The following is a 23,682-nucleotide window of genomic DNA, read 5'->3' as shown; positions in this document are numbered from 1 at the left end:
TGGGTGCGGCCGAGTCGCGGTGTGGGGCGGGTGAGGCCCGGTCCACACGTCGCGATCCGGGGGATCCGGACACTTTGCCACCCCTCCCGACGTTGCACGGTCAGGGAATCGGGAGGAGACGGGATGTCCGCGATCGGTGCACTGCTCGGCACGCTGCTGTTGCTCTTCCAGATCGTGCTGGTGGCACGGGCGGTCGTCGACTGGATCGCGGCCCTGTCGTCCGGCCCGGAGCCCGAGTGGCGGCGCAGTGCGCAACGGGTGACGCACTCCCTCACCGAGCCCGTGCTGGCGCCGGTGCGCAGGGTCCTCCCGCCGGTGCGGTTCGGGTCCGTGGGCATCGACCTGGCGTTCATCGTGGTCTTCTTCGCCGCGGTCGTCCTGCGGCAGATCGTGGTGTGGCTCTGACGCGGCGAACCGCTCGCCCGCGCCGCCGCTTCGGCAGAATGCCGCGGGTGACCACGAGCAAGGGGCGACGGGCGCCTGCCCCGCACGAGCGGCAGCGCGACCCCGAGCGGACGAAGGCGCGGATCATCGAGGCGGCCACCGCCGTCTTCGCGGCCAAGGGGTTCGCCGGCGCCCGGGTGTCCGAGATCGCCGCCCGCGCCGGGGTGAACCAGCAGCTCATCTCGTACTACTTCGACGGCAAGGAAGGCCTGTACCGCGAGATGGGCAGGCGGTGGCGCGCCCACGAGGCGGAGGCCATGCCCGACGAGCTGCCCCTCGCGGAGCTGATCAAGCGTTACGTCCGCGAGAGCGTCGACAACTTCGGTGGGCGGCTGCTGGCCTGGGACGGCCTCGCCGACACCGGCGACGACGACAGCGAGGAGGCGCAGGAGCGCAACGCCCGGCTGCGCCACGAGGTCGAGGCGCTGCGCAGGCGCCAGGAGGCGGGCGAGATCGACGCGCGGTTCGACCCGGCCGCCCTGCACCTCATCGCGCTGAGCGCGGCCAACGCGCTCGCCGTCTACCCGCACATCGCCCGCGGCCTGTTCGGCGCCGACCCGACCTCGCCGGAGCTCGTGGAGCGCTACGCCGAGCAGCTCGCGCTGCTGATCAGCCAGAACACCGGCGGTGCACCTGCGGAAAAGGATTGACTGCAAGGAATTGGCATTTTTGCGCAGATCCTTGTGGATTCCCGGTGATTCACGCAGATTCGTGCCGTGGGTTCGCACGACCACGATCACGGGCACGGGCACGGCCACGGTCACGGGCATTCGCTGCGGCAGCGGCTGCGTGAGGTGCTGCGGCCGCACAGCCACGACCCCGCGGACTCGATCGACTCCGCGCTCGCGGCGAGCGCCGCGGGCATCCGCGCGCTGAAGACCAGCCTGCTCGTCCTCGCCGCCACCGCGCTGGCGCAGCTGGTCGTGGTGGCGGTGTCCGGCTCCGCGGCGCTGCTGGCCGACACGATCCACAACTTCTCCGACGCGGTGACGGCGGTGCCGCTGTGGATCGCGTTCGTGTTGGGCAGGCGCGCGGCCACCCGCCGCTACACCTACGGCTACGGCCGGGCCGAGGACCTCGCCGGGGTGTTCATCGTGGCGATGATCGCGCTGTCCGCGGTCGTCGCCGGCTACGAGTCGATCCACCGGCTCGTTGAGCCGCAACCGGTCGAGAACGTCGGCGCGGTGCTGGCCGCGGGCGTGATCGGGTTCGTGGGCAACGAACTCGTCGCGGTCCACCGGATCCGGGTGGGCCGGCGCATCGGGTCGGCCGCCCTGGTCGCCGACGGCCTGCACGCCCGCACCGACGGCTTCACCTCGCTCGCCGTCGTCGGCGCGGCGCTCGGCGTGATGGCGGGCTTCCCGCTCGCCGACCCGATCGTCGGGTTGCTGATCACGGCCGCGATCCTCGTCGTGCTCCGCGGCGCGGCGGTGGACGTCTACCGCAGGCTGATGGACGCCGTGGACCCCCGGCTCGTCGACACCGCGGAGGCCGCGGTCCGCGCCGTCCCGGGCGTCGTCGCGGTGGAGGAGCTGCGGCTGCGCTGGTCGGGGCACCGGGTGCGGGCGGAGGTCGGGATCGCCGTCGACCCGGGCCTGAGCGTGGTGGCGGCGCACGACATCGCCACCGCCGTCCAGCACCGCCTGCTGCACGACGTGCCCAAGCTCGTCGCGGCCACCGTGCACGTCGGGCCGCACGGCGACGACCACGGCGTCCTCGCCGACCACCCGGGCGCCCTGGAACCCGGGGCCCTGGCGCGCTGAGGCGAGGCCCCGGGAAGGGGAGGCGGTGCGGTTCACGGCTCCCGGGGAACCGCGAGGGGCGGCTCCGCACGATGCGAGCCTCCGGCAGGAGGCCTGCCCGGGATCACGCGCGCGGACGCCGGTGAGTGGGGTTCCGCAGAAGCCGCCGGCGCGGCCCTCCGAGCACGGCTGCGCTCGCCCGCGGGCGAGATCCTGCGCCGGGTCCTCGTCGACCACGAACGCGCCGGCGTGGCCGCTGCGGTCGGCTCCGGCGCTGTGATCGAATGACCGCGTGAACGGGGCTGCTGCGGTGCGGGTCGGGAAGCTGCTGCCCGGCCTGCGCGGCCGCGGCGTGCTGCTGGCCGCGCCCGCGGACGCCGAGCGCGTGCGCCGGGCGCTCGCCGAGGGCGGCTACGCGGTGGCGGAGGTCGAGGGCGACACCAGTGGGCTGCGCGAGGCGCAGGCGGCGATCGCGCGGGCGCTGCGGCTGCCGGCCACGGCCGGGCGCAACCTCGACGCGCTGGTCGACTCGCTGCGCGACCTCGCCACCTGGTGGCCGGACGACGAGCGGGTCGCCCTGCTCTGGCCCGGCGCGGAGCGGTTGGTGGAAGCGGACCTGCCCGGTTTCCTCACCCTGACCGACATCCTCCGCGCCGCCACCGACGACCTGTGGCGCGGCGGCGGCCCCGGCGACCGGTTGTTCGAGACGGTCGCGTTCGTCGGCGGCCACGGCGTGCGGGCGCTGCGGGAGGGCCCGGCATGACCCGGCTCGTCGGCCTGCTGCTCGCCGGGCTCGCCCTGGTCGGCTGCCAGTCGGCGCCGGCCGAGGCACCCGCGCCGGCCACCAGCCCGGCGGCGACCAGCGCCACCGGTGCCACCAGCGCCGCCACCGGCTCGGCCGCGGCCGACGACGACGGCATCCCCGACTGCGCCGTCGAGAGCCTGCCGCCGGAGGCGCACGAGGTGATCGAGGACATCGAGCGCGGCGGCCCGTACGACTACCCGCGCAACGACGGCGTGACGTTCGGCAACCGCGAGGGGCTGCTGCCCGACGAGGAGCCCGGCTACTACCGGGAGTTCACGGTGGAGACGCCCGGGCTGAACCACCGCGGTCCGCGCCGGATCGTCACCGGTGGGCCGGACGAGCGCGACCCGGAACACTGGTACTACACCGACGACCACTACGAGAGCTTCTGCGAGTTCGTCCCGCAACCGTGAGGTGAGTGGCATGGAGTCCCGGCGGCTCGTGGTCGTCCGGCACGCGAAGTCGGCGTGGCCGGACGGCGTGCCCGATGCCGAGCGCCCGCTCAACCCGCGCGGCAGGCGCGACGCCCCGGCCGCGGGCCGCTGGATCCGGGACCACGTCGGACGCGTGGACGCGGTGGTGTGCTCGCCCGCGACCCGCACCCGCCAGACGTGGGCGCGGATCGCGGCCGAGCTCGACGGGCCGCCCGACGCGGTCTTCGACGAGCGGGTCTACGCGGCGACCGTCGACGAGCTGCTGGACGTCGTGCGCGACCTCCCGGCCGACGCGCGCACCGCGGTGCTGATCGGCCACAACCCCGGCGTCACCGAGCTGGTCGCCGTGCTCACCGGCGAGCGGCCGGAGATGAAGACCTCGTCCGTCGCGGTGCTGGACCTCACCGGGACCTGGGCCGACGCGGAGCTGGGCCGGGCGGTGCTCGCCGACCACGCCACACCCCGCGGCTGACGGGGCGGGGTCAGTCGGCGAGCCACCCGTACGCGGTCTGCCGGGAGATGCCGAGCGCCTTCGCCATCGCGCTGATCTCCAGGCCCTGCTCCTTCCCGGCCACGAGCAGCTCCCGCTGGCGGCGGCGCAGCTCCTCGATCCGCTCGGCGACCTCGCGCATCTGCGCGAGCAGCGCCTCGGCCTCCGGGCCCGCCCCGGCCCGGCTGTGCCCCGCGCCGGGACGCGGCCAGCGGCGCACCTCGTCGGCGTCCCACTGCCTGCGCCCCTGTCCGTCGCGCTCCGGCAGCGGCTGCGGCGCCTGGCCGCGCGAGACGTACCCGAGCCACGTCCCCGGCTTCACGCCCCACGCGGCCGCGCACTCGGCCGCGGACCACCGCTCGGTCACCAGATGCGCACCCGCTCCTCGGGCGCCCGGTAGAGGGCGTCGCCCTCCTTCACGTCGAACGCCTCGTGGAACGCGTCCAGGTTGGACACGACGGCGTTGCAGCGCAGGTCCGGCGGCGAGTGCGGGTCGACGGCGAGCCGCCGGATCGCCTCGGCCTCGCGGGTGACGATCCGCCACACCTGCGCCCAGCCGACGAGGACCCGCTGCAGCCCGGTGTAGCCGTCGAGCACCGGCGGCTCCTCACCCGCGGTCGCGATCTCGTACGCCTTGATCGCGATGGTGAGCCCGCCGAGGTCGCCGATGTTCTCCCCGACGGTGAGCGCGCCGTTGACCTTGTGGTCGGGCAGCCCCGCGGGGGAGAGCTGGTTGTACTGCTCGATCAGCGCCTGGGCACGGCGCTCGAACTCGGCGCGGTCGGCCGGCTCCCACCAGTCGGTCATGTTGCCGTCGCCGTCGTACTTCGAGCCCTGGTCGTCGAACCCGTGCCCGATCTCGTGCCCGATGACCGCGCCGATGCCGCCGTAGTTGGCGGCGTCGTCGGCATCCGCGTCGAAGAACGGCGGCTGCAGGATCGCGGCCGGGAACACGATCTCGTTCATCCGCGGGTGGTAGTAGGCGTTGACGGTCTGCGGCGTCATCAGCCACTCGTCGCGGTCCACCGGCTTGCCGATCTTCGCGAGCTGGTAGTCGGTGTGCCAGGCGCCGGCGCGCAGCACGTTGCCGAGCAGGTCGTCGGCCCGGATCTCCAGGGCCGAGTAGTCCTTCCACCGGTCCGGGTAGCCGATCTTGGAGCGGAACTTCGCGAGCTTGGCGAGCGCCCGCTCGCGCGTCGCAGGGCTCATCCAGTCCAGCTCGCTGATGCTGCGTCGGTACGCCTCGACGAGGTTGGCGACGAGCTCGACCATCCGCTCCTTCGCCCGTGGCGGGAAGTGCCGCTCGACGTAGAGCCGGCCGACCGCCTCCCCGAGCGCGCCCTGCACCACCCCGACGCCGCGCTTCCACCGCTCCCGCAGCTGCGGGGTGCCCGACAGCGTGCGGCCGTGGAAGTTGAAGTCCTCCTCGACGACCGCCTCGTTCAGGTAGTCGGCGCAGGCGGACGCGATGTGGATCGCGAGCCACTCCTGCCACTGCGACAGCGGGCGCTCGGCCCAGAGCTTCGCGGCCGCGATGACGAAGCTCGGCTGCCGCACGACGATCTCGTCGAAGGCGGAGCCGTCCTCCCGGCCGGCCTCGAACGCCGCCCGCCACGGCTCCCAGTCGAACTCCGGGGCGTTCTGCTGCAGCGCGGGCAGCGTCATGAGGGTGTAGGTCTTCTCCGCGTCGCGGTTGGTGACGCGGTCCCACGAGGCGGCGGCGAGCGCGGTCTCGAGGTCCATCACGCGCTCGGCGAGCCCGGCCGGGTCGGGCAGGCCGACGAGCTCGGCGAGGCGCGCGAGGTGGGCGACGTACTTCTCGCGGATCTCGGCGTAGGCGTCCTCGCGGTAGTACGACTCGTCGGGCAGGCCGAGCCCGGACTGCTCGAGCTGCACCAGGTAGCGCGAGGCGTTCTTCGGGTCGGTGGAGACGAAGGCGGCGAAGAGCGCCGTGTTCGCCTCGCGCTGGCGGCGGCCCAGCACCGCGGCGAGCGCCGCCTTGTCCGCGGCGGTCATGACCTCGTCGAGGAGCGGCCTCAGGGGCGCGGTGCCGAGCGCCTCGATCCGCTCGACGTCCATGAAGGACGCGTAGAGGTCGGCGATCTTGCGCTCGTCGGTGCCCGGCTCGCCCGCGGCCTGCTCGATGATCGCGCGGACGTCCCGCTCGGCCTTGTCGTACAGCTCCCGGAACGCGCCGTCCTGAGCCCGGTCGTCGGGGATGACGTGCGTCTGCAGCCACTTGCCGTTGACGTGGGAGAACAGGTCGTCCTGGGGTCGGATTGCGGGGTCGACCCAGCGCAGGTCGAGCCCGGAGCGGAGTGCCGAGGTCGTCACGACACCCCATCATGCCCGTGTTGTCGGTGCTCGCGCGTAGCGTCCCGTCCCGTGGCGTACGACGAGGCGCTCGCCCAGCGGATCCGCGACCTGCTGGCGAGCGAGCCGGACCTGACCGAGCAGAGGATGTTCGGCGGGCTGGCGTTCCTCCTCGCCGGCAACATGGCGGTCTGCGCCACCCACGTCGGCGGGGTCCTGGTGCGCGTCGGCCCCGCCGACCGCGACCGGTTGCTCGCGTCCACCGCCACGGCCCCGATGGAGATGGGCGGGCGCACCATGAGGGGGTTCCTGCGCGTCGACGCCGCGCACGTGCGCACCGACGACGAGCTCGCCGCCTGGGTGCAGCGGGGTGCCGCCCACGCGCGCACGCTGCCACCGAAGCAGCCACCCGAATAGCGGAATGCGCTGTGCGGACCGCTCGGGCGTGGTTCGCTGCTGCGATGGACCACGTCTATCGCGTCACCGAAATCGTCGGCAGCAGCACCAGCAGCGTGGACGACGCGATCCGCACCGGGATCGGCCGCGCCACCCGCACGCTGCGCAACGTCGACTGGTTCGAGGTCACCGAGATCCGCGGGGCGGTGCAGGACGACCAGCTGACCTACTTCCAGGTGGGGATGAAGGTGGGGTTCAGGCTCGAGGAGAGCTGACCCCCACGCTCTGCTCGATGCGCCGCCGCAGGGCCTCGGCGGCCGCCGCCGTCCGCGGTCCCGGGGTGGCGGGCAGTGGCCTGCCGTCGATCGCCGACACCGGCTGCACCTCGCGGGTGGTCGAGGCGAGGAAGGCCTCCTCCAGCTCGCCGACCTGGTCGCAGTGCAGCACGCGCTCGGTGGCCCCGGTGAGCGCGACGACGTGGCGGCGCGTGATCGAGTCGAGGATGTGCTCGGCCAGCGGCGGGGTGTGCAGCTCGCCGTCGAGCACGTAGAAGAACGCCGAGGTCGGCGCCTCCAGGACCCGCCCGTGCGGCGTCACCAGCAGGGCCTCGTCGGCGCCCGCCTCGCGCGCGAGCCGCGACGCGAGCATGTTCGCCGCGTAGGACAGCGACTTGACCCCGTCGAGCACCCGCGTGGGCGCGTACCGGATCGTGGCGAGCGCGACGGCGGGCGTGTGCGCGGGGAGCGGGGCGACGACGGCGATCCGCCGCCCGCCGCGCGTGATCACCAGCCGCAGCGTGCCGTCGACCGCGCCCGCGCGGGCCAGCAGCGCGTCGACCTCGGCGAGCGCGGCGTCCAGGTCGAACTCGAGCCGGAGGTTGGCCGCCGACCGCTTCAGCCGCTCCACGTGCTCGTCCCAGGCGAACGGCCGACCCGCGTAGAGGCGGGCGACCTCGAACACGCCGTCGCCGCGCAGCAGGCCGTCGTCGGTGACCGGGATCGTCGCCTCCGCGGCGGGGCCGATGGTGCCGTCGACCGATGCCAGCTCGTCCACGGCGGGAAGCCTACGAGCGACAGGACGCGAGCAGGGCCCGGCTGCGGGCGCGCTGCTCACTCGACCCGAAAGGGGCCCCCACGAACTCGTCGACGCCCGCTGCGCGCAGCGCCTCGATCCGCTCGGCGACCTCGGACTCGGTGCCGATGAGCGCGGCGTCCTCCGGCCCGGCCCAGCCCTCCCGATCGAGCATCGCGCGGTAGGAGGGCAGCTTGCCGTAGACCGCGAACTCCTCCGCGGCCTGCGCGCGGGCGGCGCCGGCGTCGTCGGTGACGCAGACCGGCAGCGCCGTGACGACCTCGACCGGCCGGTCGCCCGCCGCCTCCTCGAGTACCGGGCGGACGTGCCCGGCGACCGTGCGCGGCCCGGTCATCCAGGTGACGGTGCCCGCCGCGCGCCGCCCGGCGAGCTTCAACATCTGCGGGCCGAGCGCGGCGAGGTACACCGGCGGGGCCGGCGCCCCGGGGATCTGCACCGCACCGCGGGTGGAGGTGAACTCGCCGGTGGCGTCGGCCTGCTCACCGGCGAGCAGCGGGAGCAGCCCGTCGAGGAACTCCGACATCCGTCGCACCGGCCGATCCCACGGCACCCCCCACACGTGCTCGGAGACCACCTGGTGGCTCAGGCCGATGCCGAGCAGCAGGCGGCCACCCGCGATCAGGTTGGCGGTCAGCGCGCGCTGTGCCAGCAGCATCGGGTGCTGGACCTGGATCGGCAGCACGCCGGTGGCGAACTCGATCCCGTCCACCTCGCGGGCCGCCACGGCCATGGTCATCAGCAGGTCGGGTTCGTGCGCCAGTTGGGCCGTCCACAGGCGGGTGAAGCCCTCGTCGCGCAGGCGCCGGGCGTGCTCGACGTACCGGTCGACCGGGGACCGGCCGCCCCCGTCGCCGAGGAACCCGAAGACGTTGATCCGCATGCCCTCACCCTGCCACCGGTGCACCGAGCAACCGCGCGGTTTCGCGCACGAGCTCGGCGAACTCGGCCGGGTGGCTGAGGTGCGGTGCGTGCCCCGCGCCCTCCACCACGTGGCGGCGGGCCCGGGGGAGCGCGTCGGCGACGATCCGGGCCACCGGTTCGTAGGTGGGCAGGCTCGCGCTGCCGTGGCTGATCACGATCGGGTTCGGGTAGTCGGCGAGCAGCTCCGGGCGCACGGCGAGCCGGTCGGGGTCGCGGGACTGGTCGAGCCAGGTGTCGGCGTGCGCGACGCACGACCGGCGGATCTCGTCGGTGAACAGCCCCTCCCAGGTGCCCGGGCCGAACGCGGCGTTGTCGACGAAGTGCTGCACGCCCGCGGCCACGTCGCCCGCGGTGATCATGGCCGCGGCCCGGCGCATGTGCTCGGCCGCCTCGGCGGCGAGCGCGCTGGTGGCGGGGTCGTCGGCCAGCAGCGTGAACAGTGGCGGCTCGTGCACGAGCAGGCCCGCGCTGAGCCCCGGGTGGTGGGCGCCGAGGAGCAGCGTGGTGCTCGAGCCGTAGGAGTGACCGACGACGAGGGGCTTGTCGCCGCCGACCGCCTCGATCACGCCGGCGAGGTCGTCGACATCCTCGCCGATGCGGCCCTGCCCGGGCGGGCAGGTGCTCGCGCCGTGGCCGCGGCGGTCGTAGGTGACGACCCGGAAGTCCGCGGCGAGGCGGGACACGATCCGGTCCCAGACGCGGTGGTCGTCGAGCGAGCCGTGCACCAGCACGACGGTCGGCCCGTCGCCGGTGATCCAGGTGGCGAGCTCGACCCCGTTGGTGCTGACGACCCGGTGCTCGGGGGCGTGCGTGCTCGTCGCGCGTGCGGTCATGCGGTCTCCTCCCACCCGGCGAGGCGCCCTCGCCCCGCCGCCGGGCAGGAGTCTCGGCCGCCGCGGCGGCGACCGCCAGGAGCACCGTGCACAGTTGCGGGCCGCGGGCGTGGGCACTGTGCTGATTCGGCAGGTTGCACAAGCGCGGTGGTCCGAGCTGTGCACAGTCGAGCTGGATCATCCCGGGGCCGCGTGCCAGGGTCCGTATGACCCCGATCACCCTCCGGCGCGACGTCCCGTCCGCGCCGGCTCGACGCGCACCCCTCGCCCCCGGAGGTGGGACTTGTCGCTCTCCCCTGCGCACTGGCTGTACCTGGCCGGCATCGCCTTGTTGATCCTGCTCGTGGTGTTCCGCAAGAACGTGGTCGGTCCGGCGATCGCCGCGACGTTCTGCGTGGCGTTCGCCCTCACCGGCGACGCCGCCACCGCGGTCAGCGCCGTCTTCCGCGCCGCGATCGCGTCGACGACGGAGCTGCTGACGATCTTCCTGATCATCGCGGTCATGACGGCGCTCATCCAGGCGCTGCGCGCGACCGGTGCCGAGGAGCGCATGGTCGGCCCGTTCGAGCGCCTGATGCGCAGCGGCCCGACCGCGTACGTCGTGCTGGCGGTGATCACGCTGCTGCTGTCGCTGGTGTTCTGGCCGACGCCGGTGCTGCCGCTGCTCGCGGCGATCCTGATCCCCGCGGCACTGCGGGTCGGGCTGAGCCCGATGGGCGCGGCCGTCGCCATCGCGATCTCGGGCCAGGGCATCGCGCTCGCGTCCGACTACGTCCTCGGGGTGGCGCCGAGCCTGTCCGCGGAGGGCGCGGGTGTGCCGGCGAACCTCATCGCGGACCGGGCGATGGTGATCGCGCTGATCGTGGGGACGGTCGCGCTCGTCGCGGCCTGGTTCCTGACGGTGCGGCGCACCATCGGCGCGCAAGCGCAGCCGGCGCCCCTGCACGCGGTGGCGGTGGCCGCGGGCGGCGGCGGGACCGGTGGGGCCGTCGGCCCCGACGAGCGGGAGGCGGCGGACCGGGAGCTCGACATGGGCGGCACCGGGCCGCGCATCGAGGTGGGCCCGCGGCGGGCCCGGCTGCTCGGGCTGTCGGTGCCCGTGGTCTTCGGGGCGCTGCTCCTGATCATCCTGCTCGGCCGGTTCACCCCGCTCGTCCCGCCGCTCGACGACGGCGCGGCCGCGCCGCTCGTGGGCGGCGCCGCGGGGCTGCTGCTCGTCGTGATCAGCGCGCTGTCCGGCGGGCCGAACTGGCTGGAGCGCGCCTCCGGCCACTTCGTGCACGGCGTCTCGTTCGCCTTCCGGATCATGGGGATGGTCATCCCCATCGCCGGCTTCATCTACCTCGGCCTGGGCAGCTTCTCCGGCGGGATCCTCGGGCTCGACGACGACGCCGCGGGCCCGGACCTGCTGCTCGACGTGGTCAAGCAGGTCGAGGGCTGGATCCCGAGCAACGGGTTCGCCGCGCTGTTCACGATGCTCCTGATCGGCATGGTGCTCGGGCTCGACGGCAACGGCTGGCCCGCCCTGCCGTTCACGGGCACGCTCGCCGCCGGGATCAGCGGCGGGTCCGGGATCGACGCGGCGACGCTCGCGGCGGTGGCCCAGAACGCCTCGACCTGGGTCGGCGGCGGCACGCTCGTGATCTGGTCGACGCTGATCGCGGTCGCGGGGATCACCGGCGTGCCGGTGGTCGACCTCGCCCGCAAGCTCTTCCTGCCGGTGGTCGGCGGCCTCGTCGTCGCGACCACGGCGGCCGGATTCCTCTGGTAGCCGGCCCGAGCTGGCCCCGCCCTCACGGGGGCGGGGCCAGCTCGGCGTCCAGGCTGTCGTTGACCTGCACCAGGTTGTCGATGTGGTGGGCGAGCCACACCATGAACTGCGTCTCGGCCGACCGCACCTCCAGCCCGAGCGCGCGGGAGGCCCGGTCCAGCTTGTAGAGCATGGTGTTGCGGTGCAGGCCAAGGCGGCGGGCCGCGGCGTTGAGGTTGCCCGACTCGGCGATGTAGGCGAGCACCACGCTCTCCAGGCTGCGCGCGTGGCCGTCGGCCTTGCGCAGCGGCTCGAGCACGTCGCGGGCGAACGTCCGGCCGTTCTCGCTGTCGGCGAGGTCGGCGAGGGCGACGAAGATGCGCAACTCGTCGTAGCCCGCGATCGGCGGGAGGTCGACCTTGCGCCCGAGCGCGAGCGCGGTGCGCGCCTCCCGGTAGCTGGTCGCGACGCCGCGGGCGCCGGTGCCCACCCGGCCGAACGCCAGGTTCACCTCGGTGGCGGTGCGCTCGCGGATCAGCCTGCGCAGGTTCCCCGCGAAGCTGCGCACGAGCTCCAGCTCGCCCAGCGCGTCGTGGGCGGGCCCGGTGGGCGGCACCGGGCGGACGACGACGAGGTTGCCGCCGATGTGGGTGGCGAGCGTCGCGCTGCCGGGCAGCGGGTCGAGCTTCTCCGCGGCCCACGCGAGCGAGGTGGAGCGGCGGCGGGCGCGTTCGTCGTCGGTGTCGGGCGGGTTCATCGCCGCGACGCACACCGCGTAGCGGCCGTCGGGGTGGAAGCCGTGGTGGCGAGCCCGGGCGAGCAGCTGCTGGCCGTCCTCGAAGCGGCCGTGCACCAGCCCGACGACGAAGTCGCCGCGCGCCCGCTCCTCCGCCTCGGTCATCGACCGGATGCGCAGCATCTCCGAGCCGACGAGCACCGCCCCCTCCGAGGCGACGATGCGGCGCTGGGCGCGGTCGTGCGGGTCGCCGCCTGGGGGTTCGAGCACGGCCGCGAGCCCGGTGATCTCCCCGCCGTACACCACGGGGGCGACGATCGGGGTGCAGGTCGTGCCGCCGTGCGTGATCGGGTCGAGCACCTCGACGCCGGGGGTGTCGCCGCGCTCGCCCTTGACCAGCGTCTCGAGGTGGTGGGCGAGCACGTCGGCGACCACGCCCGGGTCGGGCTTCGCGCCGGCCGACATCGTGGCCGACGTCGCTTCGTAGGCCAGCACCGCCCCGTCCAGGTCGACCACCATCACCGGGGACTCGCTCATCCGGGCCATCGCGTAGGCCAGCGGCGGGATGCCCGCGCCGCGGGCCAGTATCTCGCCGAGCGACCGGTGCACCCGGTCGCTGTACTGCAGCACGTGCGTGGTCTGGGCCAGCACCTTCGTGGCGATGAGCTGGCTCACGGTCCGGTAGTCGGCGGTCGGCGGCAGCAGGGCGAGGGGGAGCGCGGTCTCGTCGGCGGCGCGGCGCGCCTCGGGGAAGGCGAACGGCAGCTCGCTCGGGGTGGCGACGTCGCCCGGCTCGGTGCGGACCAGCACGGCCACCCCGCCGCGGGAGGCGACCCTGCGGATCGTGTCGCCCCCTTCGGGGCCGCGCACCTGGGCGGCATGGGCGTGCACGACGATCCCGCCGTGCGCGGGGTCCGGCCCGTCGGCGCACCCGTCGAACTCCGACAGCGGCAGGCACCAGTGCACCGCGCGGCCCACCCCGGCCAGCCCGGCGACGAGGGTGTTGCGCAGGAGCGGCTCGGCGAGCAGCGCCCCCACGTCGATCCCGTCGTCGATCGGCTGGTTCACGCGCTGTGCCATGTGCCCACATCCCGGTGCCTGAAGGGTGCAACTCGTCCAGTGCCCGACATGGTGACGCCCGCACAGAATCGCGGCTAGCCGTCACTTTCCACAATCGTCCGGGAGTTCTTTCGTGCACTCCGCACCAGCCGCCCCCGTGACGGGGGGCGAATCCGTGGATCCGGCGTCCCCCGGAACCGTCGTCGCCCGGTTCCGGGACGCGACCGCCGAGGACGCGCTCGCCGCCGTGCGGGCGGCCGCGACGGCCGCCGGGCCGTGGGCGGCGCTGCCCGCGGCGCGCCGGGCCACCGCGCTGACCGCCGTCGCCGACCTCATCGAGCAGCGGGTCGACGAGATCGCCACCCTGATCACCCGCGAGGAGGGCAAGCCGCTCGGCGCCGCCCGCGGCGAGGCCGGGAAGTCGGCCGAGCAGTTCCGCCTCGCCGCGCAGCTCGCCTACCTGGTCGAGGGCGCGACCTACCCGCAGGAGGCGGCCGCGACCTTCGCCTACACCCTGCGCAGCCCGCTCGGGGTGGTCGTGGCCGTCACCCCGTGGAACTTCCCGCTCTCGCTCGCCGCCCGCAAGATCGCGCCAGCGCTGGCTGCGGGCAACGCGGTGGTGTTCAAGCCGTCGCCGGTGACGGCGGGGGTGGGGGCGTGGCTCGCCGGGGTCGCGGCCGAGGCCGGGGTCCCGGACGGCGTGCTGCAGCTCGTGCAGGGCCAGGACCCGGCGGCGATGCGCGCGCTGGTGGCCGCGCCCGAGGTGGCCGCGATCAGTTTCACCGGCTCCGACGCCGTGGGGGCCGTGCTGCGCCGCGAGGCCAACCCGCGGGCCCGGCTGCAGCTGGAGCTGGGCGGGCACAACGCCGCCGTGGTCTGCGCCGACGCCGACCTCGACGCGGCTGCCGCGAAGGTCGCGGGCGGGGCGTTCGACCTCACCGGCCAGGCCTGCACGTCGACCGACCGCGTGCTCGTCGCGGCGGCGGTCGCCGACGAGTTCACCGAGCGGCTCGCGGAGAAGGTCCGCGCGCTGCGCGTCGGGCCGGGCGACCGGGCGGGCGTGACGACCGGCCCGGTGGCGACGGCGGCCCAGCACGAGCGGCTGACCGGCCTCAAGGAGTCGGCGGTCGCGGCCGGGGCCCGGGTCGTGGCCGAGGGCTCGCTCGACGACGACCGCGACCCCGCCGGCTGGTGGGTGGTGCCCACCCTGTTCGCCGACGTCCCCGACGGGCACCCGCTCGTCGCCGGCGAGGTGTTCGGCCCCTACCTCACGGTGGTGCCGGTCGACTCGGTCGAGGAGGCCCTCGCCGTCGTCAACGCCTCCTCGCACGGCCTCGTGACCGCCGTCCACACCCGCGAGCTCGCGGTGGCGCACCGGTTCGCCCAGCGGGCGACCTGCGGCATCGTCAAGATCAACGACCGGACGACCGGCAACGGCGTCGCGCCGCCGTTCGGCGGGTGGAAGGCCTCCAGCGGGGGCGCGTTCCCGGAGGGCGGGCGGCAGGCCCTCGACTTCGTCACCGACACCAAGACCGTCTACCTGCACTACGGGGAGAGCTGAATGCACACGATCCACCGCCTGACCCTCGAGGACGCCCTCGTGCTCCTGCGCGCCGCCGAGGAGGAGGCCACCCGCATCGGGGTGAAGCAGACGATCTGCATCTGCGACGAGGGCGGGCACCCGATCGCGCTGCACCGCATGACCGGCGCGCGGCTCACCGGCGTCGAGATCGCGATCGCGAAGGCGTTCACCGCCGCGGGGCACCAGCGCGCCACCCACCTGTTCAACGAGCCGCCGAACGGGCCCGCGCTGCCGGGCAACGAGGCGTTCGGCATCCAGCACATGCACCCCGGCAAGTTCACGGTGTTCGTCGGGGGCTTCCCGATCGTCTACCGCGACCAGGTCGTCGGTGGGATCGGGGTGAGCGGCGGCAACGGCGAGCAGGACAAGGCGGTCGGCGGCGCCGCGCTGGCCGCGTTCGAGGCGCACGTCGCCGCCGCGGTCGGGGCCTGATCCCGCCGGCGTCGCAGCACGGCCACCTTCATGCAGCGTGCTTGCGTGAAGGTGGCCATGCTGCAACCGGGGCCGCCGCCTCCGGGTTGCGCCCCAGGAACGCCACCCCCAGGGCGAGCAGCGCCACCGCACCGTTGATCACCGCCACGGTGGCGTGCCCGCCCCCGCCGTCGAGGACCACGGCGACCGTGGCCCCACCCAACGCGGCGCCGACGAACCGCAGCATGTTGAACAGCCCGAGGCCGGCCCCGCCGGTGCCCCGTGAGGCCCCCGCGGTCGCCGGGGTCTGGGTGAACGCGATGCCCACCCCGATGGCGGTGACCGCCGCGACGAGCGGCACCCCCGCGCCGTGCCCGCCCGCGATCAGCGCGGCGAGGCCCAGCTCGGCGAGCCCGAGCGCGAGCAGGCCCAACCGCAGCGCCCGCCGCGGGCTCCACCGCTCGGTGAGGAGCCCGGCGAGCGGGGCGAGCAGCGTCATCGCGAGCGGCAGCGCCACCACCACGAGCCCGGCCACCGCGGCCGACGTCCCCGCCTGCGCGGTGAGGTGGAGCGGCACCGTCACGAGCGTCGCGGTGAGGCAGAACATCTGGCAGAGCGCCGCGACCGACGACCGGGCGAATCGCGGCTCGACCAGCAGGGAGGGCGGGATGAACGGATCGGCCCTGCGCCGCTCGACCAGCACGAACGCCACCAGCCCGAGCACACCGGCTGCGGCCGCCGCCCACACCAGGGGCGAGGTGGCCCCCAGCGTCGGCACCGCGGACGCGGCGACGAGCAGCAGGCCCGCGCCGGTGGTGAGCGTCAGCACCCCGGCCCGGTCGAGCCGGGTCGGGCGCGGCGGCGTCCTCGTCACCCATCGCAGCCCGCCCGCGAACGCGACCACGGCGAACGGGATGATCACCGCGAAGACCGCGCGCCAGCCGAGCGCGTCGGTGACCAGGCCGCCGACCGTCGGCCCCGCGGCCTGCCCGGCCCCGTTGGCCGCGGCCCACCACGACACCGCGCGGCCCCTCCGGGCCGGGCCCGCGGCGCTGGTGAGCAGCGCGAGCACGGTGGGCAGCACCAGCGCCCCGCCCACGCCCTGGACGGCCCGGAACGCGACGAGCACCGCGAGGTTCGGCGAGAGCGCTGCGCCCGCCGCCCCGAACGCGACCACCGCCATCGACACCAGGAACAGCCGCCGCCTGCCGAACCGGTCGCCCAGCCAGCCGCCGATCGGCAGCATGAGCGCGCACAGCACGTTGAACGCGACCACCACGAGCGCGCCACCGGCGATCGGCGCGTCCAGGTCGGCGACGATCGTGGCGAGCGGGACGTTGACCAGCGTGTTCGCGATCGTGCTCGCGAACGTCCCGACGACGAGCGGGGTCGCGACGAGCCCGAGCCTCGTCCCGCCCATCAGCGCCCCGACCCGGGTGCGCCCGGGTGGACGGAGGCGGTGAGCTCGACCTCGACCGGCGCCCCGCCGGGTAGCCGCCAGACCCCGACCGCGGTGCGCGCGGGCAGGCCGCCGGCGCCGACGTGGCGGGCGAGCTCGGCGGACGCGCCGTCGGCGACCGCGGAGAGCGCGGTGAACCCCGCCGAGCAGGCGACGTAGACGGTCATCCGCACCAGGCGGCGGACCCGGTCGATCCCGCCCGCCGCCGCGGCGATCGCGGAGAGCGCGTTGGCGGCGGCGAGGCCCGCCGCGGCGGCGGCCTCCTCGAGCGCGACATCGGCGCCCACCACGCCGCGCACGACCAGCTCGCCGTCGCGGCGCGGGGTCATCCCGGCGCTGTGGGCGATCCCGTCGACGACGACGGCCGGGACGTAGCTGCCCTGCGGCCGGGGCGCCGGCGGCAGGACCGGGGTGGCCGGCTCAGACACCGAGGGCCACCCCCTCCTGGCGCGGGTCGGACCCACCGACCAGGCAGCCCAGCTCGTGGTCGAGCGAGATCACCTGGGCGCTGCCGCCCCCGCTCCACGGCCCGCCGACGACCACCGGGTGGCCGAGGTCGCGCAAACCGTTCAGGGTGGCGGGCCCGAGGCGGTCCTCGCAGCGCAGCTCGGGCGTCGCGCCGAGGTCGCCCGCGTCGCTGCCCGGGAAGACGCTGAACCGCGGCGCGGACACGGCCTCCTGGGCGTCGGCGCCGTGGTCGAGCAGGTGGGAGATCAGCTGGGCGTTCCACTGGACCTGCCCGTCGCCGCCCGGGGTGCCGCCGACGTGCAGCAGCCGCCCGGCGTCGTCGGTGACCAGCCACGCGTTGAGCGTGTGCAGCGGCAGCCGGCGCGGGCGCACCTCGTTGGGGTGCCCCGGGATCAGGTACGCGCCGCGGCCGAGCCGGTTGCCCAGCAGCACGCCCGTGCCCGGGACGGTCGTGCACGCCCCGAACGTGAACGCCAGTGAGTGGATCAGGCTGACCGCGCGGCCCTCGGCGTCGACGGCGACCATCGACGTCGTGTCGCCCCGCGGGTCGCCGCCGACCGCGACGGGCAGGTCGTTCTCCCGGATCCGGCGGCGCGCCTCGGCCACCCGCTCGGGCCGGGAGCCCTGCCGCCAGGCGTCGGTGTCGCTGCCGACGGCGGCGACGCGGTCGGCGAACGCGATGCGGGCGGCGCCGGCGAGCCAGTGCACGGCCTGCGTCCCGAGCGGCGGGAGGCCGGCGAGTGCCCCGTCGCACACCGCGAGCTGGTCCAGAACCATCCAGCCCGGGCTCGGCGGCGGGGTCTGGTGCACCTCGTAGCCCCGGTAGCGGCCGCGCAGCGCGGGCTCGACGCGGGCGGTGCCCGCCGCGGCCCACTCCTCGCCGGAGAACGGTGCGCCGCGCCGGCGCAGGTCGTCCACCGCCCGCTCGGCGAGCCCGCCGGTGTAGAGGTCGGCGGGGTCGCGGGCGAGCCACGCGATCGTCTCCGCGAGCAGGGGCTGCGGTATCCGCTCGCCGACCCGAGGTGGCGCGCCGTCGCGCAGCAGGGTGGCGGCGGCATCCGGGTCGGCCCGCAGCGCGTCGCGGAGGCTCGCGATGTCGGCGCGGGTCTTCGCGGTGCACGGCAGCCCGGTGCGGGCGAGGCGCACGGCGGGGTCCCACAGCTCGTCGAGCCCGCGGGTCGCGCCCGCCGCGTGCAGGGCGGCGAGCGCGGCGACCGCGCCCGGCGCGGCCACCGACAGCGGGCCGATCCGGGGGATCGCGCGCAGGCCGCGGGACGCGTAGAACCCGGGCGTGCCGCCGTCGGGGCCGAACCCGCTGCCGCTGATCGAGACGACCGTGCCGTCCGGCCGGCGGACCAGCGCGAACGCGTCGCCGCCGATGCCGCACTGACCGGGCAGCGCGAGCCAGGACACCGCCGCCATCGCCAGCGCCGCGTCGATCGCGTTGCCGCCGCGCGCGAGCACGTCGACGCCCGCCTGGCTGATCACCGGATGGCTCGCCGAGACCATGGCCTGCGCCGCCAACGCCGCGGGGCGCGGGGCGGCCGGGAACGCGCGCGCGAGATCGACCGGGGTGCTCACATCTGCACGATGCAGGCGGCCACTCGGCCGCGACAGGGGCACTTTGCCCAATCCGCGGCCCGCGACGTGTGCACATTGCCGTCACAGCACAGTGCACAAACAGAAACAAGGGCCATGTGCACTGTACTTCTAGCTGCTGTCCGCCCTGGTCATGGACTGTGGCGCCCGACACTTCGACGCCGCGCAGACCGCGGCTGGAAGGAGGCCGGGGTGGCACTCGTCGCCGCACATTGGGTCTATCTCGCAGGTGTCCTTGTGATCATCGGGGTCACCGTTGCCCGGAAGAACGTCGTGGTCCCGGCGCTGGTCGCCACGATCCTCACCGCGTGGGTGATGACCGGCAGCGCCGTCACCGGGATCCAGGCGGTGTTCAACGCCAGCCTCACGGCGGCATCCGAGCTGTTCACGATCTTCCTCATCATCGCGCTGGTCACGGCCCTGCTCGGGGCGCTGCGGGCCATGCGCGCCGACCAGCGCATGGTCACGCCGTTCCAGCGGGTCATGCGCGGTGGCTGGTCGTCCTACGCCGTGCTCGCCGTGGTGACGTACCTGATCAGCCTGTTCTTCTGGCCGACGCCGGCCGTGCCGCTGATCGGCGCGATCCTCGTGCCCGCGGCGATCCGGGCCGGGCTGCCCGCGATGGGTGCGGCGATGGCGATCGCGATCGCAGGCCAGGGGATGGCGCTGTCCAGCGACTACGTCATGCAGGTCGCGCCCGGGCTCTCGGCGACGGCCGCGGGCGTGTCGACCGCCGCAGTCGCCGACACGGCGCTGGTGCTGTCGCTGATCACCGGTGCGGTCGCCCTCGTGCTCACCGGGGTGGTGCTGCGCAGGCAGATGCGCGCACCGGACGACGCGAACCTCGTGGAGTGGGAGAACGGGGTGATCGCGGCCGGGCGGCCGGTGGAGCGCACCACCCGGTGGATGGCTGCGATCACCACCCGGCTGGGTCTCGCCAAGGCCCGCGCCCGGGCCGACGCGGAGGAGGCGACCGCGGAGCCGCTCGCCGTCGTCGAGGAACGCGTCCCGGTCGCGGCCGGGGTCGGGGCGGGCGGGGGAGGCGGGGAACCGCCCGTGCAGCGCCCGACCGGCGGCGGCACCGGCGCGAGCGGCGGCGCCGACAGCGTCGACGACCCCGACGACGGGGCAGCGCCGCTGGACGCGCGCACCGAGCGGGTGTCCAAGGCGTTCGCCGTCGGCGTCCCGGTCGCGTTCGCCCTGATGGTCGCGTACATGGCGCTGGGCAAGTTCACCACGCTCGTGCCCGACGTGGCGGGCGGCAGCGCCGCCGCGCTGGTCGGCGGGGTGGCCGCCGTGCTGGTGGTCATCGCGGTCCTGGCGCTCGACGGCCCGACGAAGGCGCTGACCACCTGCGGCGAGCACATCGTCGACGGGCTGGTCTTCGCGTTCCGCGCGATGGGCGTGGTGCTGCCGATCGCCGGCTTCTTCTTCCTCGGCAACGCCGAGTTCGCCGGGCGGATCCTCGGGTTCGAGGACGAGCACGCCGTGCCGGGCCTGCTCGTGGACCTCGTGCAGGCCGGTGAGCAGTTCATCCCCGGCAACCCGGTGGTGATGTGCTTCGGCGTGCTGCTCGTCGGCATGGCGGCGGGCCTCGAGGGGTCCGGCTTCTCGGGCCTCCCGCTGACCGGCTCGCTGTCCGGCGCGTTCGGCTCGACCGTCGGCGTCGATCCGGCGACGCTCGCCGCCGTCGGGCAGATGGGTTCGGTGTGGGCGGGTGGCGGCGTGCTGGTGGCGTGGTCGTCGCTGCTGGTCGTCGCCGGCGTGACCCGCGTGCCGGTCATCGACCTCGCGCGCAAGTGCTTCGTGCCCGTCGTCGCCGGGCTCGTGATCTCCACGCTGTGCGCGGCGCTCGTGCTCTGACGCCGCGCCCCGTCCGCACCGCAGCACCCTGCACGTGTCCAGTGCAGGGTGCTGCAACATTTCGGCGATCCTTGTGCAGCTTCACCGAACTCTGCGGCGCGCGTCGTCCATACCGTTCTCGGTGTCAGCCCTCCCTCCAGCCTCAGGAGAGACACCGATGACGCTCACCGCCGACAGCTCGACGAACACCCTCCTGTCCCGTGACGAGTTCCGCGCGGCGCTGCAGAACGCGATCAAGGGGCGGGAGGCCAAGGACGCCTCCTTCTCCACCGCGTGGGCCGAGGGCAAGCTCACCCGGGAGCACTTCGCCCGGTGGGCCGAGAACCACTACCACTACGTCGGCCCCTTCGCCGACTACCTCGGCTACATCTACGGCAACACCCCGGACCAGTACACCGAGGCCAAGGACTTCACCCTCCAGAACATGTACGAGGAGGAGCTGGCCGACATCCGCCACACCGACCTCCTCATCCGCTTCGGCGAGGCGTGCGGCACCACCCGCGAGCGCATCGAGGACCCGAACAACATGAACCCGGTGACCCGGGGCCTGCAGTCGTGGTGCTACGCGGTGGCGATGCGCGAGCACTTCGTGGTGGCCACCGCGGCGCTCGTGGTGGGCCTGGAGTCGCAGGTGCCGAGCATCTACAAGAAGCAGATCGTGCCGCTGCGCGAGGTCTACGGCTTCTCCGAGGACGAGATCGAGTTCTTCGACCTGCACATCACCTCCGACGAGGTTCACGGCGAGCGCGGCTACCAGATCGTGCTCGACCACGCCGACACCCCGGAGCTGCAGCAGCGCTGCCTCGACTTCGTCCGGTGGGGTGCGGAGATGCGCTACGCCTACACGCGGGCGCTGTACGACACCTACGTCGCCCCGACCCTGACCGACGCCGCCTGAGTCCGCCCCGCACGGAGCCACCACGGCGCACGGAGGAGGAGGGGACGTGATCCCGGAGACGGCCACCGCCGAGTGGGTCGCGGTGGCTCCGCTCGCGGAGCTGCAGCGCCGCAAGAAGAAGCAGGTCGACGTGGCGGGGACGGCGGTCGCGCTGTTCCTCGTCGGTGACCGCGTGTTCGCCTTCGCCGACGCCTGCGTCCACAAGGGACGCTCGCTCGCGCGCGGCACGGTGTGGAAGGGCAGGGTGGTCTGCCCCGGGCACCAGTGGATGTTCGACCCCGAGACCGGCCGGGCGGACGGGCAGGAGGACTGCCAGCCCGTGCACGACGTGCGCGTCGTCGACGGCGTGATCCACGTCGACCCCCGCCCGCGCCGCGTCCGAAACCCAGATCCCCAGGAGCGAACGTGACCCCGACCCCCGCCACGCTCGTCGCGGTCGGCGCCGGGCAGGCCACGGCGACCGCCGTGCGGCTGCTGCGCCGCCGCGGCTTCGACGGCCGCCTGGTGGTGCTCGGCGACGAGCCGCACGCCCCCTACCAGCGGCCGCCGCTGTCGAAGGAGTACCTGCGCGGCGAGGCCGACCGCGACGACGTGACCGTGCTCGACCCCGCGTGGTGTGAGAGCAACGACGTCGACCTGCGCCTCGGGACGCGGGCCGAGCGGATCTCCTCCGACGGGGGCGCCCACCGGGTGCACCTCGCCGGCGGCGAGGAGCTGCGCGCCGACGCCGTCCTGCTCGCCACCGGGGTCCGCGCCCGGAGGCTGCCCGGCGTGGCCGGCGACCGCGTGGTGTACCTGCGCACCGTCGACGACGCCGACCGGCTCCGCGCGCTGCTGCCCAGCGCCGAACGGGTGGCGATCATCGGCGCCGGGTTGATCGGCTCCGAGGTCGCGGCGTCGGCGCGCGACCTGGGTGTCCAGGTCGCCTGCCTCGAGCTCGCGCCCCTGCCGCTGCTCGGGCAGCTCGGGCCGCGGATGGCCCGTGTCTACGCCGAGATGCACCGCGAGAACGGGGTGGACCTGCGGCTCGCCCAGCACGTCGAAGCGGTCACCGAGACCCCGTCCGGTGTCTTCGTGCGGACCGCGGACGGGGCGGTGGAGGCCGACCTGCTCGTCGTCGCCGTGGGGGCGGTCCCCAACGACGAGCTCGCCCGCGCGTCCGGGCTGCCGGTCGACCCGGAGGCGGGCGGCGTCCTCGTCGACGCCGAGTGCCGCACGGCTGCCGAGGGCGTGTTCGCCGCCGGCGACATCGCGAGCCGCTTCGACCCCGCCGCCGGGCGGCACGTGCGCGTCGAACACTCCGACAACGCCACCCGCCAGGGGACGGCGGTGGCCCGCGCCCTGCTCGGGCAGAGCGTGCCCGCCCCCGAGCCGTCCTGGTTCTGGTCGGACCAGTACGAGTACGGCCTGCAATTCGTCGGCGCCCCGCGGCCGGACGCCGAGGTCGTCGTCCGCGGCAGCGTGGACGACCGCGACTTCGCCGCCTTCTACGTCGCCGACGGGCGGATCCACGCCGCGTTCGCCGTGGACCGCGGCGGCGACGTCACCGCCGCGCGCGAGCTCATCGCGCGGGGCATCCCCGTCCCGGAGGCCGCGCTCGCCGACGAGGACATCGACCTGCTGGACCTCCTCGACGCCGTCGAGGCCTGACACCGGGAGACGACATGGAGTTCCACGACATCGCGCGGTCGGGCCAGGTCCCGGAGGGCGTCGTCCGCCGCATGTTCGTCGGGGAGGTCGAGATCGCCGTCGCCCGCCACGACGGCACCGTCTACGCCACCTCCAACTACTGCACCCACCTGGACTGCCTGCTCTCCAGCGGGAAGGTCACCGAGGAGGGGCTGCTGTGCTCCTGCCACGGCAGCGTCTTCGACTACGAGACCGGCGAGCCGCTCTCCCCGCCGGCGACGCGGCCCGTCCCGGTCTTCCCGGTGCGGGAGGAGAACGGCCGGATCCTGGTGGGCATCGACGAGAAGCTGGCCAAGGCCGCCCTGCAGCGGCGGGCGGCGCGGTCCCGGCGGGGCAAGCCCGCGTGACGGTTTGACCCTCCAGCCGCTGGAACCCCTAGCGTCGCGGGCATGAAGATCCACGTCCTGGACAGCGACGCGGCGATGCGGGAGGTCGTCGCCGCGCCGCTGCCGGAGCGCGCCGCGCGCCTGCGCCGCATGCTCGAGCCGATGGCGGGCATGTACCGGTACTTCCCGGGCGAGCCCGACCTCGTCGCCCTGCACCACGTGTCCAGCGGCTTCCGCGTGGACCGGGACGACGAGCGGGTGCTGCCCGCGCTCGACGCGCTGCGCGCCGCCGACGCGTGGGGCCGCATCGAGCGCGCCCTGCACGAGGGCCTTGCCCGCCAGCTCGAGGCCACCCCCGGCATCGCCACGCCC

Annotated in this window: 25 protein-coding genes and 1 pseudogene; 17 read left to right on the top strand and 9 right to left on the bottom strand. The window is 74.7% G+C overall.

The window, feature by feature from the left end:
* Window positions 1-123: 123 nt before the first annotated feature.
* The 6 genes from VKZ81_RS20870 (at window position 124) to VKZ81_RS20845 (ending at window position 3,897) form a co-directional block, all read left to right on the top strand.
* A complete protein-coding gene (locus tag VKZ81_RS20870; RefSeq protein ID WP_324243310.1) occupies window positions 124-405 on the top strand; it encodes a YggT family protein in 282 nt (93 codons plus the stop codon).
* 47 nt (window positions 406-452) lie between these two features.
* Window positions 453-1,094 carry a TetR/AcrR family transcriptional regulator gene (locus VKZ81_RS20865; protein ID WP_324243309.1) on the top strand — a complete coding sequence of 214 codons (642 nt, stop codon included), beginning with the start codon at window positions 453-455 and terminating at the stop codon, window positions 1,092-1,094.
* 66 nt (window positions 1,095-1,160) lie between these two features.
* Window positions 1,161-2,207, top strand: a complete 1,047-nt coding sequence (locus tag VKZ81_RS20860) for a cation diffusion facilitator family transporter (RefSeq protein WP_324243308.1) — start codon at window positions 1,161-1,163, stop codon at window positions 2,205-2,207.
* Between the two features lie 271 nt (window positions 2,208-2,478).
* The gene (locus VKZ81_RS20855; RefSeq protein WP_324243307.1) at window positions 2,479-2,949 is read left to right on the top strand and encodes a barstar family protein; all 471 of its coding nucleotides are present in this window, start codon (window positions 2,479-2,481) and stop codon (window positions 2,947-2,949) included.
* A complete protein-coding gene (locus VKZ81_RS20850; RefSeq protein ID WP_324243306.1) occupies window positions 2,946-3,404 on the top strand; it encodes a guanyl-specific ribonuclease in 459 nt (152 codons plus the stop codon). Before VKZ81_RS20855 ends, VKZ81_RS20850 begins: the two co-directional genes overlap by 4 nt.
* A gap of 10 nt (window positions 3,405-3,414) precedes the next feature.
* Window positions 3,415-3,897, top strand: coding sequence for a SixA phosphatase family protein (locus tag VKZ81_RS20845; protein WP_324243305.1), 483 nt, complete (start codon window positions 3,415-3,417; stop codon window positions 3,895-3,897).
* Window positions 3,898-3,907: 10 nt separating this feature from the next.
* On the opposite strand, the gene VKZ81_RS20840 is transcribed toward VKZ81_RS20845, so the two are convergent.
* Both VKZ81_RS20840 and VKZ81_RS20835 read right to left on the bottom strand, forming a co-directional pair.
* Window positions 3,908-4,282 (bottom strand): RNA polymerase sigma factor, encoded by a 375-nt coding sequence (locus VKZ81_RS20840; protein ID WP_324243304.1) that lies wholly within the window; start codon window positions 4,280-4,282, stop codon window positions 3,908-3,910.
* Window positions 4,279-6,249, bottom strand: a complete 1,971-nt coding sequence (locus VKZ81_RS20835; RefSeq protein ID WP_324243303.1) for a M13 family metallopeptidase — start codon at window positions 6,247-6,249, stop codon at window positions 4,279-4,281. The genes VKZ81_RS20840 and VKZ81_RS20835 overlap by 4 nt, the downstream gene beginning before the upstream one ends.
* A 51-nt stretch (window positions 6,250-6,300) precedes the next feature.
* On the opposite strand from VKZ81_RS20835, the gene VKZ81_RS20830 reads away from it, so the two are divergent.
* Together VKZ81_RS20830 and VKZ81_RS20825 are read left to right on the top strand one after the other, a co-directional pair.
* The gene (locus tag VKZ81_RS20830) at window positions 6,301-6,645 is read left to right on the top strand and encodes a TfoX/Sxy family protein (RefSeq protein ID WP_324243302.1); all 345 of its coding nucleotides are present in this window, start codon (window positions 6,301-6,303) and stop codon (window positions 6,643-6,645) included.
* Between the two features lie 44 nt (window positions 6,646-6,689).
* The gene (locus tag VKZ81_RS20825) at window positions 6,690-6,899 is read left to right on the top strand and encodes a dodecin (protein ID WP_324243301.1); all 210 of its coding nucleotides are present in this window, start codon (window positions 6,690-6,692) and stop codon (window positions 6,897-6,899) included.
* On the opposite strand, the gene VKZ81_RS20820 is transcribed toward VKZ81_RS20825, so the two are convergent.
* From VKZ81_RS20820 to VKZ81_RS20810, 3 genes are read right to left on the bottom strand one after another with little or no spacing between them, the layout of a single operon-like run.
* Window positions 6,880-7,677 (bottom strand): aminotransferase class IV, encoded by a 798-nt coding sequence (locus VKZ81_RS20820; RefSeq protein ID WP_324243300.1) that lies wholly within the window; start codon window positions 7,675-7,677, stop codon window positions 6,880-6,882. The genes VKZ81_RS20825 and VKZ81_RS20820 overlap by 20 nt on opposite strands.
* Before the next feature lie 10 nt (window positions 7,678-7,687).
* Window positions 7,688-8,596: a TIGR03564 family F420-dependent LLM class oxidoreductase gene (locus VKZ81_RS20815; protein ID WP_324243299.1), complete on the bottom strand. Its 909-nt coding sequence runs from the start codon at window positions 8,594-8,596 to the stop codon at window positions 7,688-7,690.
* Window positions 8,597-8,600: 4 nt separating this feature from the next.
* Window positions 8,601-9,470, bottom strand: coding sequence for an alpha/beta fold hydrolase (locus tag VKZ81_RS20810; RefSeq protein WP_324243298.1), 870 nt, complete (start codon window positions 9,468-9,470; stop codon window positions 8,601-8,603).
* A 283-nt stretch (window positions 9,471-9,753) separates the two neighbouring features.
* Here VKZ81_RS20810 and VKZ81_RS20805 point away from each other — a divergent pair, with 283 nt between their 5' ends.
* Entirely contained in the window at window positions 9,754-11,241 is a 1,488-nt protein-coding gene (locus tag VKZ81_RS20805) for a hypothetical protein (protein ID WP_324243297.1), read from the top strand.
* A gap of 22 nt (window positions 11,242-11,263) precedes the next feature.
* On the opposite strand, the gene VKZ81_RS20800 is transcribed toward VKZ81_RS20805, so the two are convergent.
* Window positions 11,264-13,036: a helix-turn-helix domain-containing protein gene (locus tag VKZ81_RS20800; RefSeq protein ID WP_324243296.1), complete on the bottom strand. Its 1,773-nt coding sequence runs from the start codon at window positions 13,034-13,036 to the stop codon at window positions 11,264-11,266.
* Window positions 13,037-13,190: 154 nt separating this feature from the next.
* Between VKZ81_RS20800 and VKZ81_RS20795 the strand changes: the two genes are divergently transcribed.
* Window positions 13,191-14,576, top strand: coding sequence for an aldehyde dehydrogenase family protein (locus VKZ81_RS20795; RefSeq protein ID WP_324243295.1), 1,386 nt, complete (start codon window positions 13,191-13,193; stop codon window positions 14,574-14,576).
* The gene (locus VKZ81_RS20790; protein WP_324243294.1) at window positions 14,577-15,029 is read left to right on the top strand and encodes a GlcG/HbpS family heme-binding protein; all 453 of its coding nucleotides are present in this window, start codon (window positions 14,577-14,579) and stop codon (window positions 15,027-15,029) included.
* 28 nt (window positions 15,030-15,057) lie between these two features.
* On the opposite strand, the gene VKZ81_RS20785 is transcribed toward VKZ81_RS20790, so the two are convergent.
* Genes VKZ81_RS20785 through VKZ81_RS20775 form a run of 3 tightly spaced genes read right to left on the bottom strand, consistent with a single transcriptional unit; the run spans window position 15,058 to window position 18,516 of the window.
* A complete protein-coding gene (locus VKZ81_RS20785) occupies window positions 15,058-16,428 on the bottom strand; it encodes an MFS transporter (protein WP_324243293.1) in 1,371 nt (456 codons plus the stop codon).
* Window positions 16,428-16,895 carry a RidA family protein gene (locus VKZ81_RS20780; protein WP_324243292.1) on the bottom strand — a complete coding sequence of 156 codons (468 nt, stop codon included), beginning with the start codon at window positions 16,893-16,895 and terminating at the stop codon, window positions 16,428-16,430. Before VKZ81_RS20780 ends, VKZ81_RS20785 begins: the two co-directional genes overlap by 1 nt.
* Window positions 16,888-18,516 (bottom strand): gamma-glutamyltransferase family protein, encoded by a 1,629-nt coding sequence (locus tag VKZ81_RS20775; protein ID WP_324243291.1) that lies wholly within the window; start codon window positions 18,514-18,516, stop codon window positions 16,888-16,890. Before VKZ81_RS20775 ends, VKZ81_RS20780 begins: the two co-directional genes overlap by 8 nt.
* A 255-nt stretch (window positions 18,517-18,771) precedes the next feature.
* On the opposite strand from VKZ81_RS20775, the gene VKZ81_RS20770 reads away from it, so the two are divergent.
* From VKZ81_RS20770 to VKZ81_RS20745, 6 genes and pseudogenes are all read left to right on the top strand, one after another.
* Window positions 18,772-20,397 carry a hypothetical protein gene (locus tag VKZ81_RS20770; protein ID WP_324243290.1) on the top strand — a complete coding sequence of 542 codons (1,626 nt, stop codon included), beginning with the start codon at window positions 18,772-18,774 and terminating at the stop codon, window positions 20,395-20,397.
* 157 nt (window positions 20,398-20,554) lie between these two features.
* Complete coding sequence (locus VKZ81_RS20765) at window positions 20,555-21,295, top strand: iron-containing redox enzyme family protein (RefSeq protein ID WP_324243289.1); 741 nt, start codon at window positions 20,555-20,557, stop codon at window positions 21,293-21,295.
* A gap of 46 nt (window positions 21,296-21,341) precedes the next feature.
* On the top strand, window positions 21,342-21,704 hold the full coding sequence (locus tag VKZ81_RS20760; RefSeq protein ID WP_324243288.1) for a Rieske (2Fe-2S) protein: 363 nt from the start codon (window positions 21,342-21,344) through the stop codon (window positions 21,702-21,704).
* Window positions 21,701-22,945 carry an NAD(P)/FAD-dependent oxidoreductase gene (locus tag VKZ81_RS20755; RefSeq protein ID WP_324243287.1) on the top strand — a complete coding sequence of 415 codons (1,245 nt, stop codon included), beginning with the start codon at window positions 21,701-21,703 and terminating at the stop codon, window positions 22,943-22,945. Before VKZ81_RS20760 ends, VKZ81_RS20755 begins: the two co-directional genes overlap by 4 nt.
* Before the next feature lie 14 nt (window positions 22,946-22,959).
* On the top strand, window positions 22,960-23,331 hold the full coding sequence (locus VKZ81_RS20750) for a Rieske (2Fe-2S) protein (protein ID WP_324243286.1): 372 nt from the start codon (window positions 22,960-22,962) through the stop codon (window positions 23,329-23,331).
* 42 nt (window positions 23,332-23,373) lie between these two features.
* Window positions 23,374-23,682 (top strand): annotated as a pseudogene (locus VKZ81_RS20745) (DUF2268 domain-containing putative Zn-dependent protease); the annotation flags it as partial.

Origin of the sequence: Pseudonocardia sp., from assembly GCF_035305885.1 — a bacterium.
Classification (GTDB): domain Bacteria; phylum Actinomycetota; class Actinomycetes; order Mycobacteriales; family Pseudonocardiaceae; genus Pseudonocardia.
Note: the sequence above shows the minus strand (reverse complement) of the source record. Positions and strands in the feature narration are given on the sequence as shown.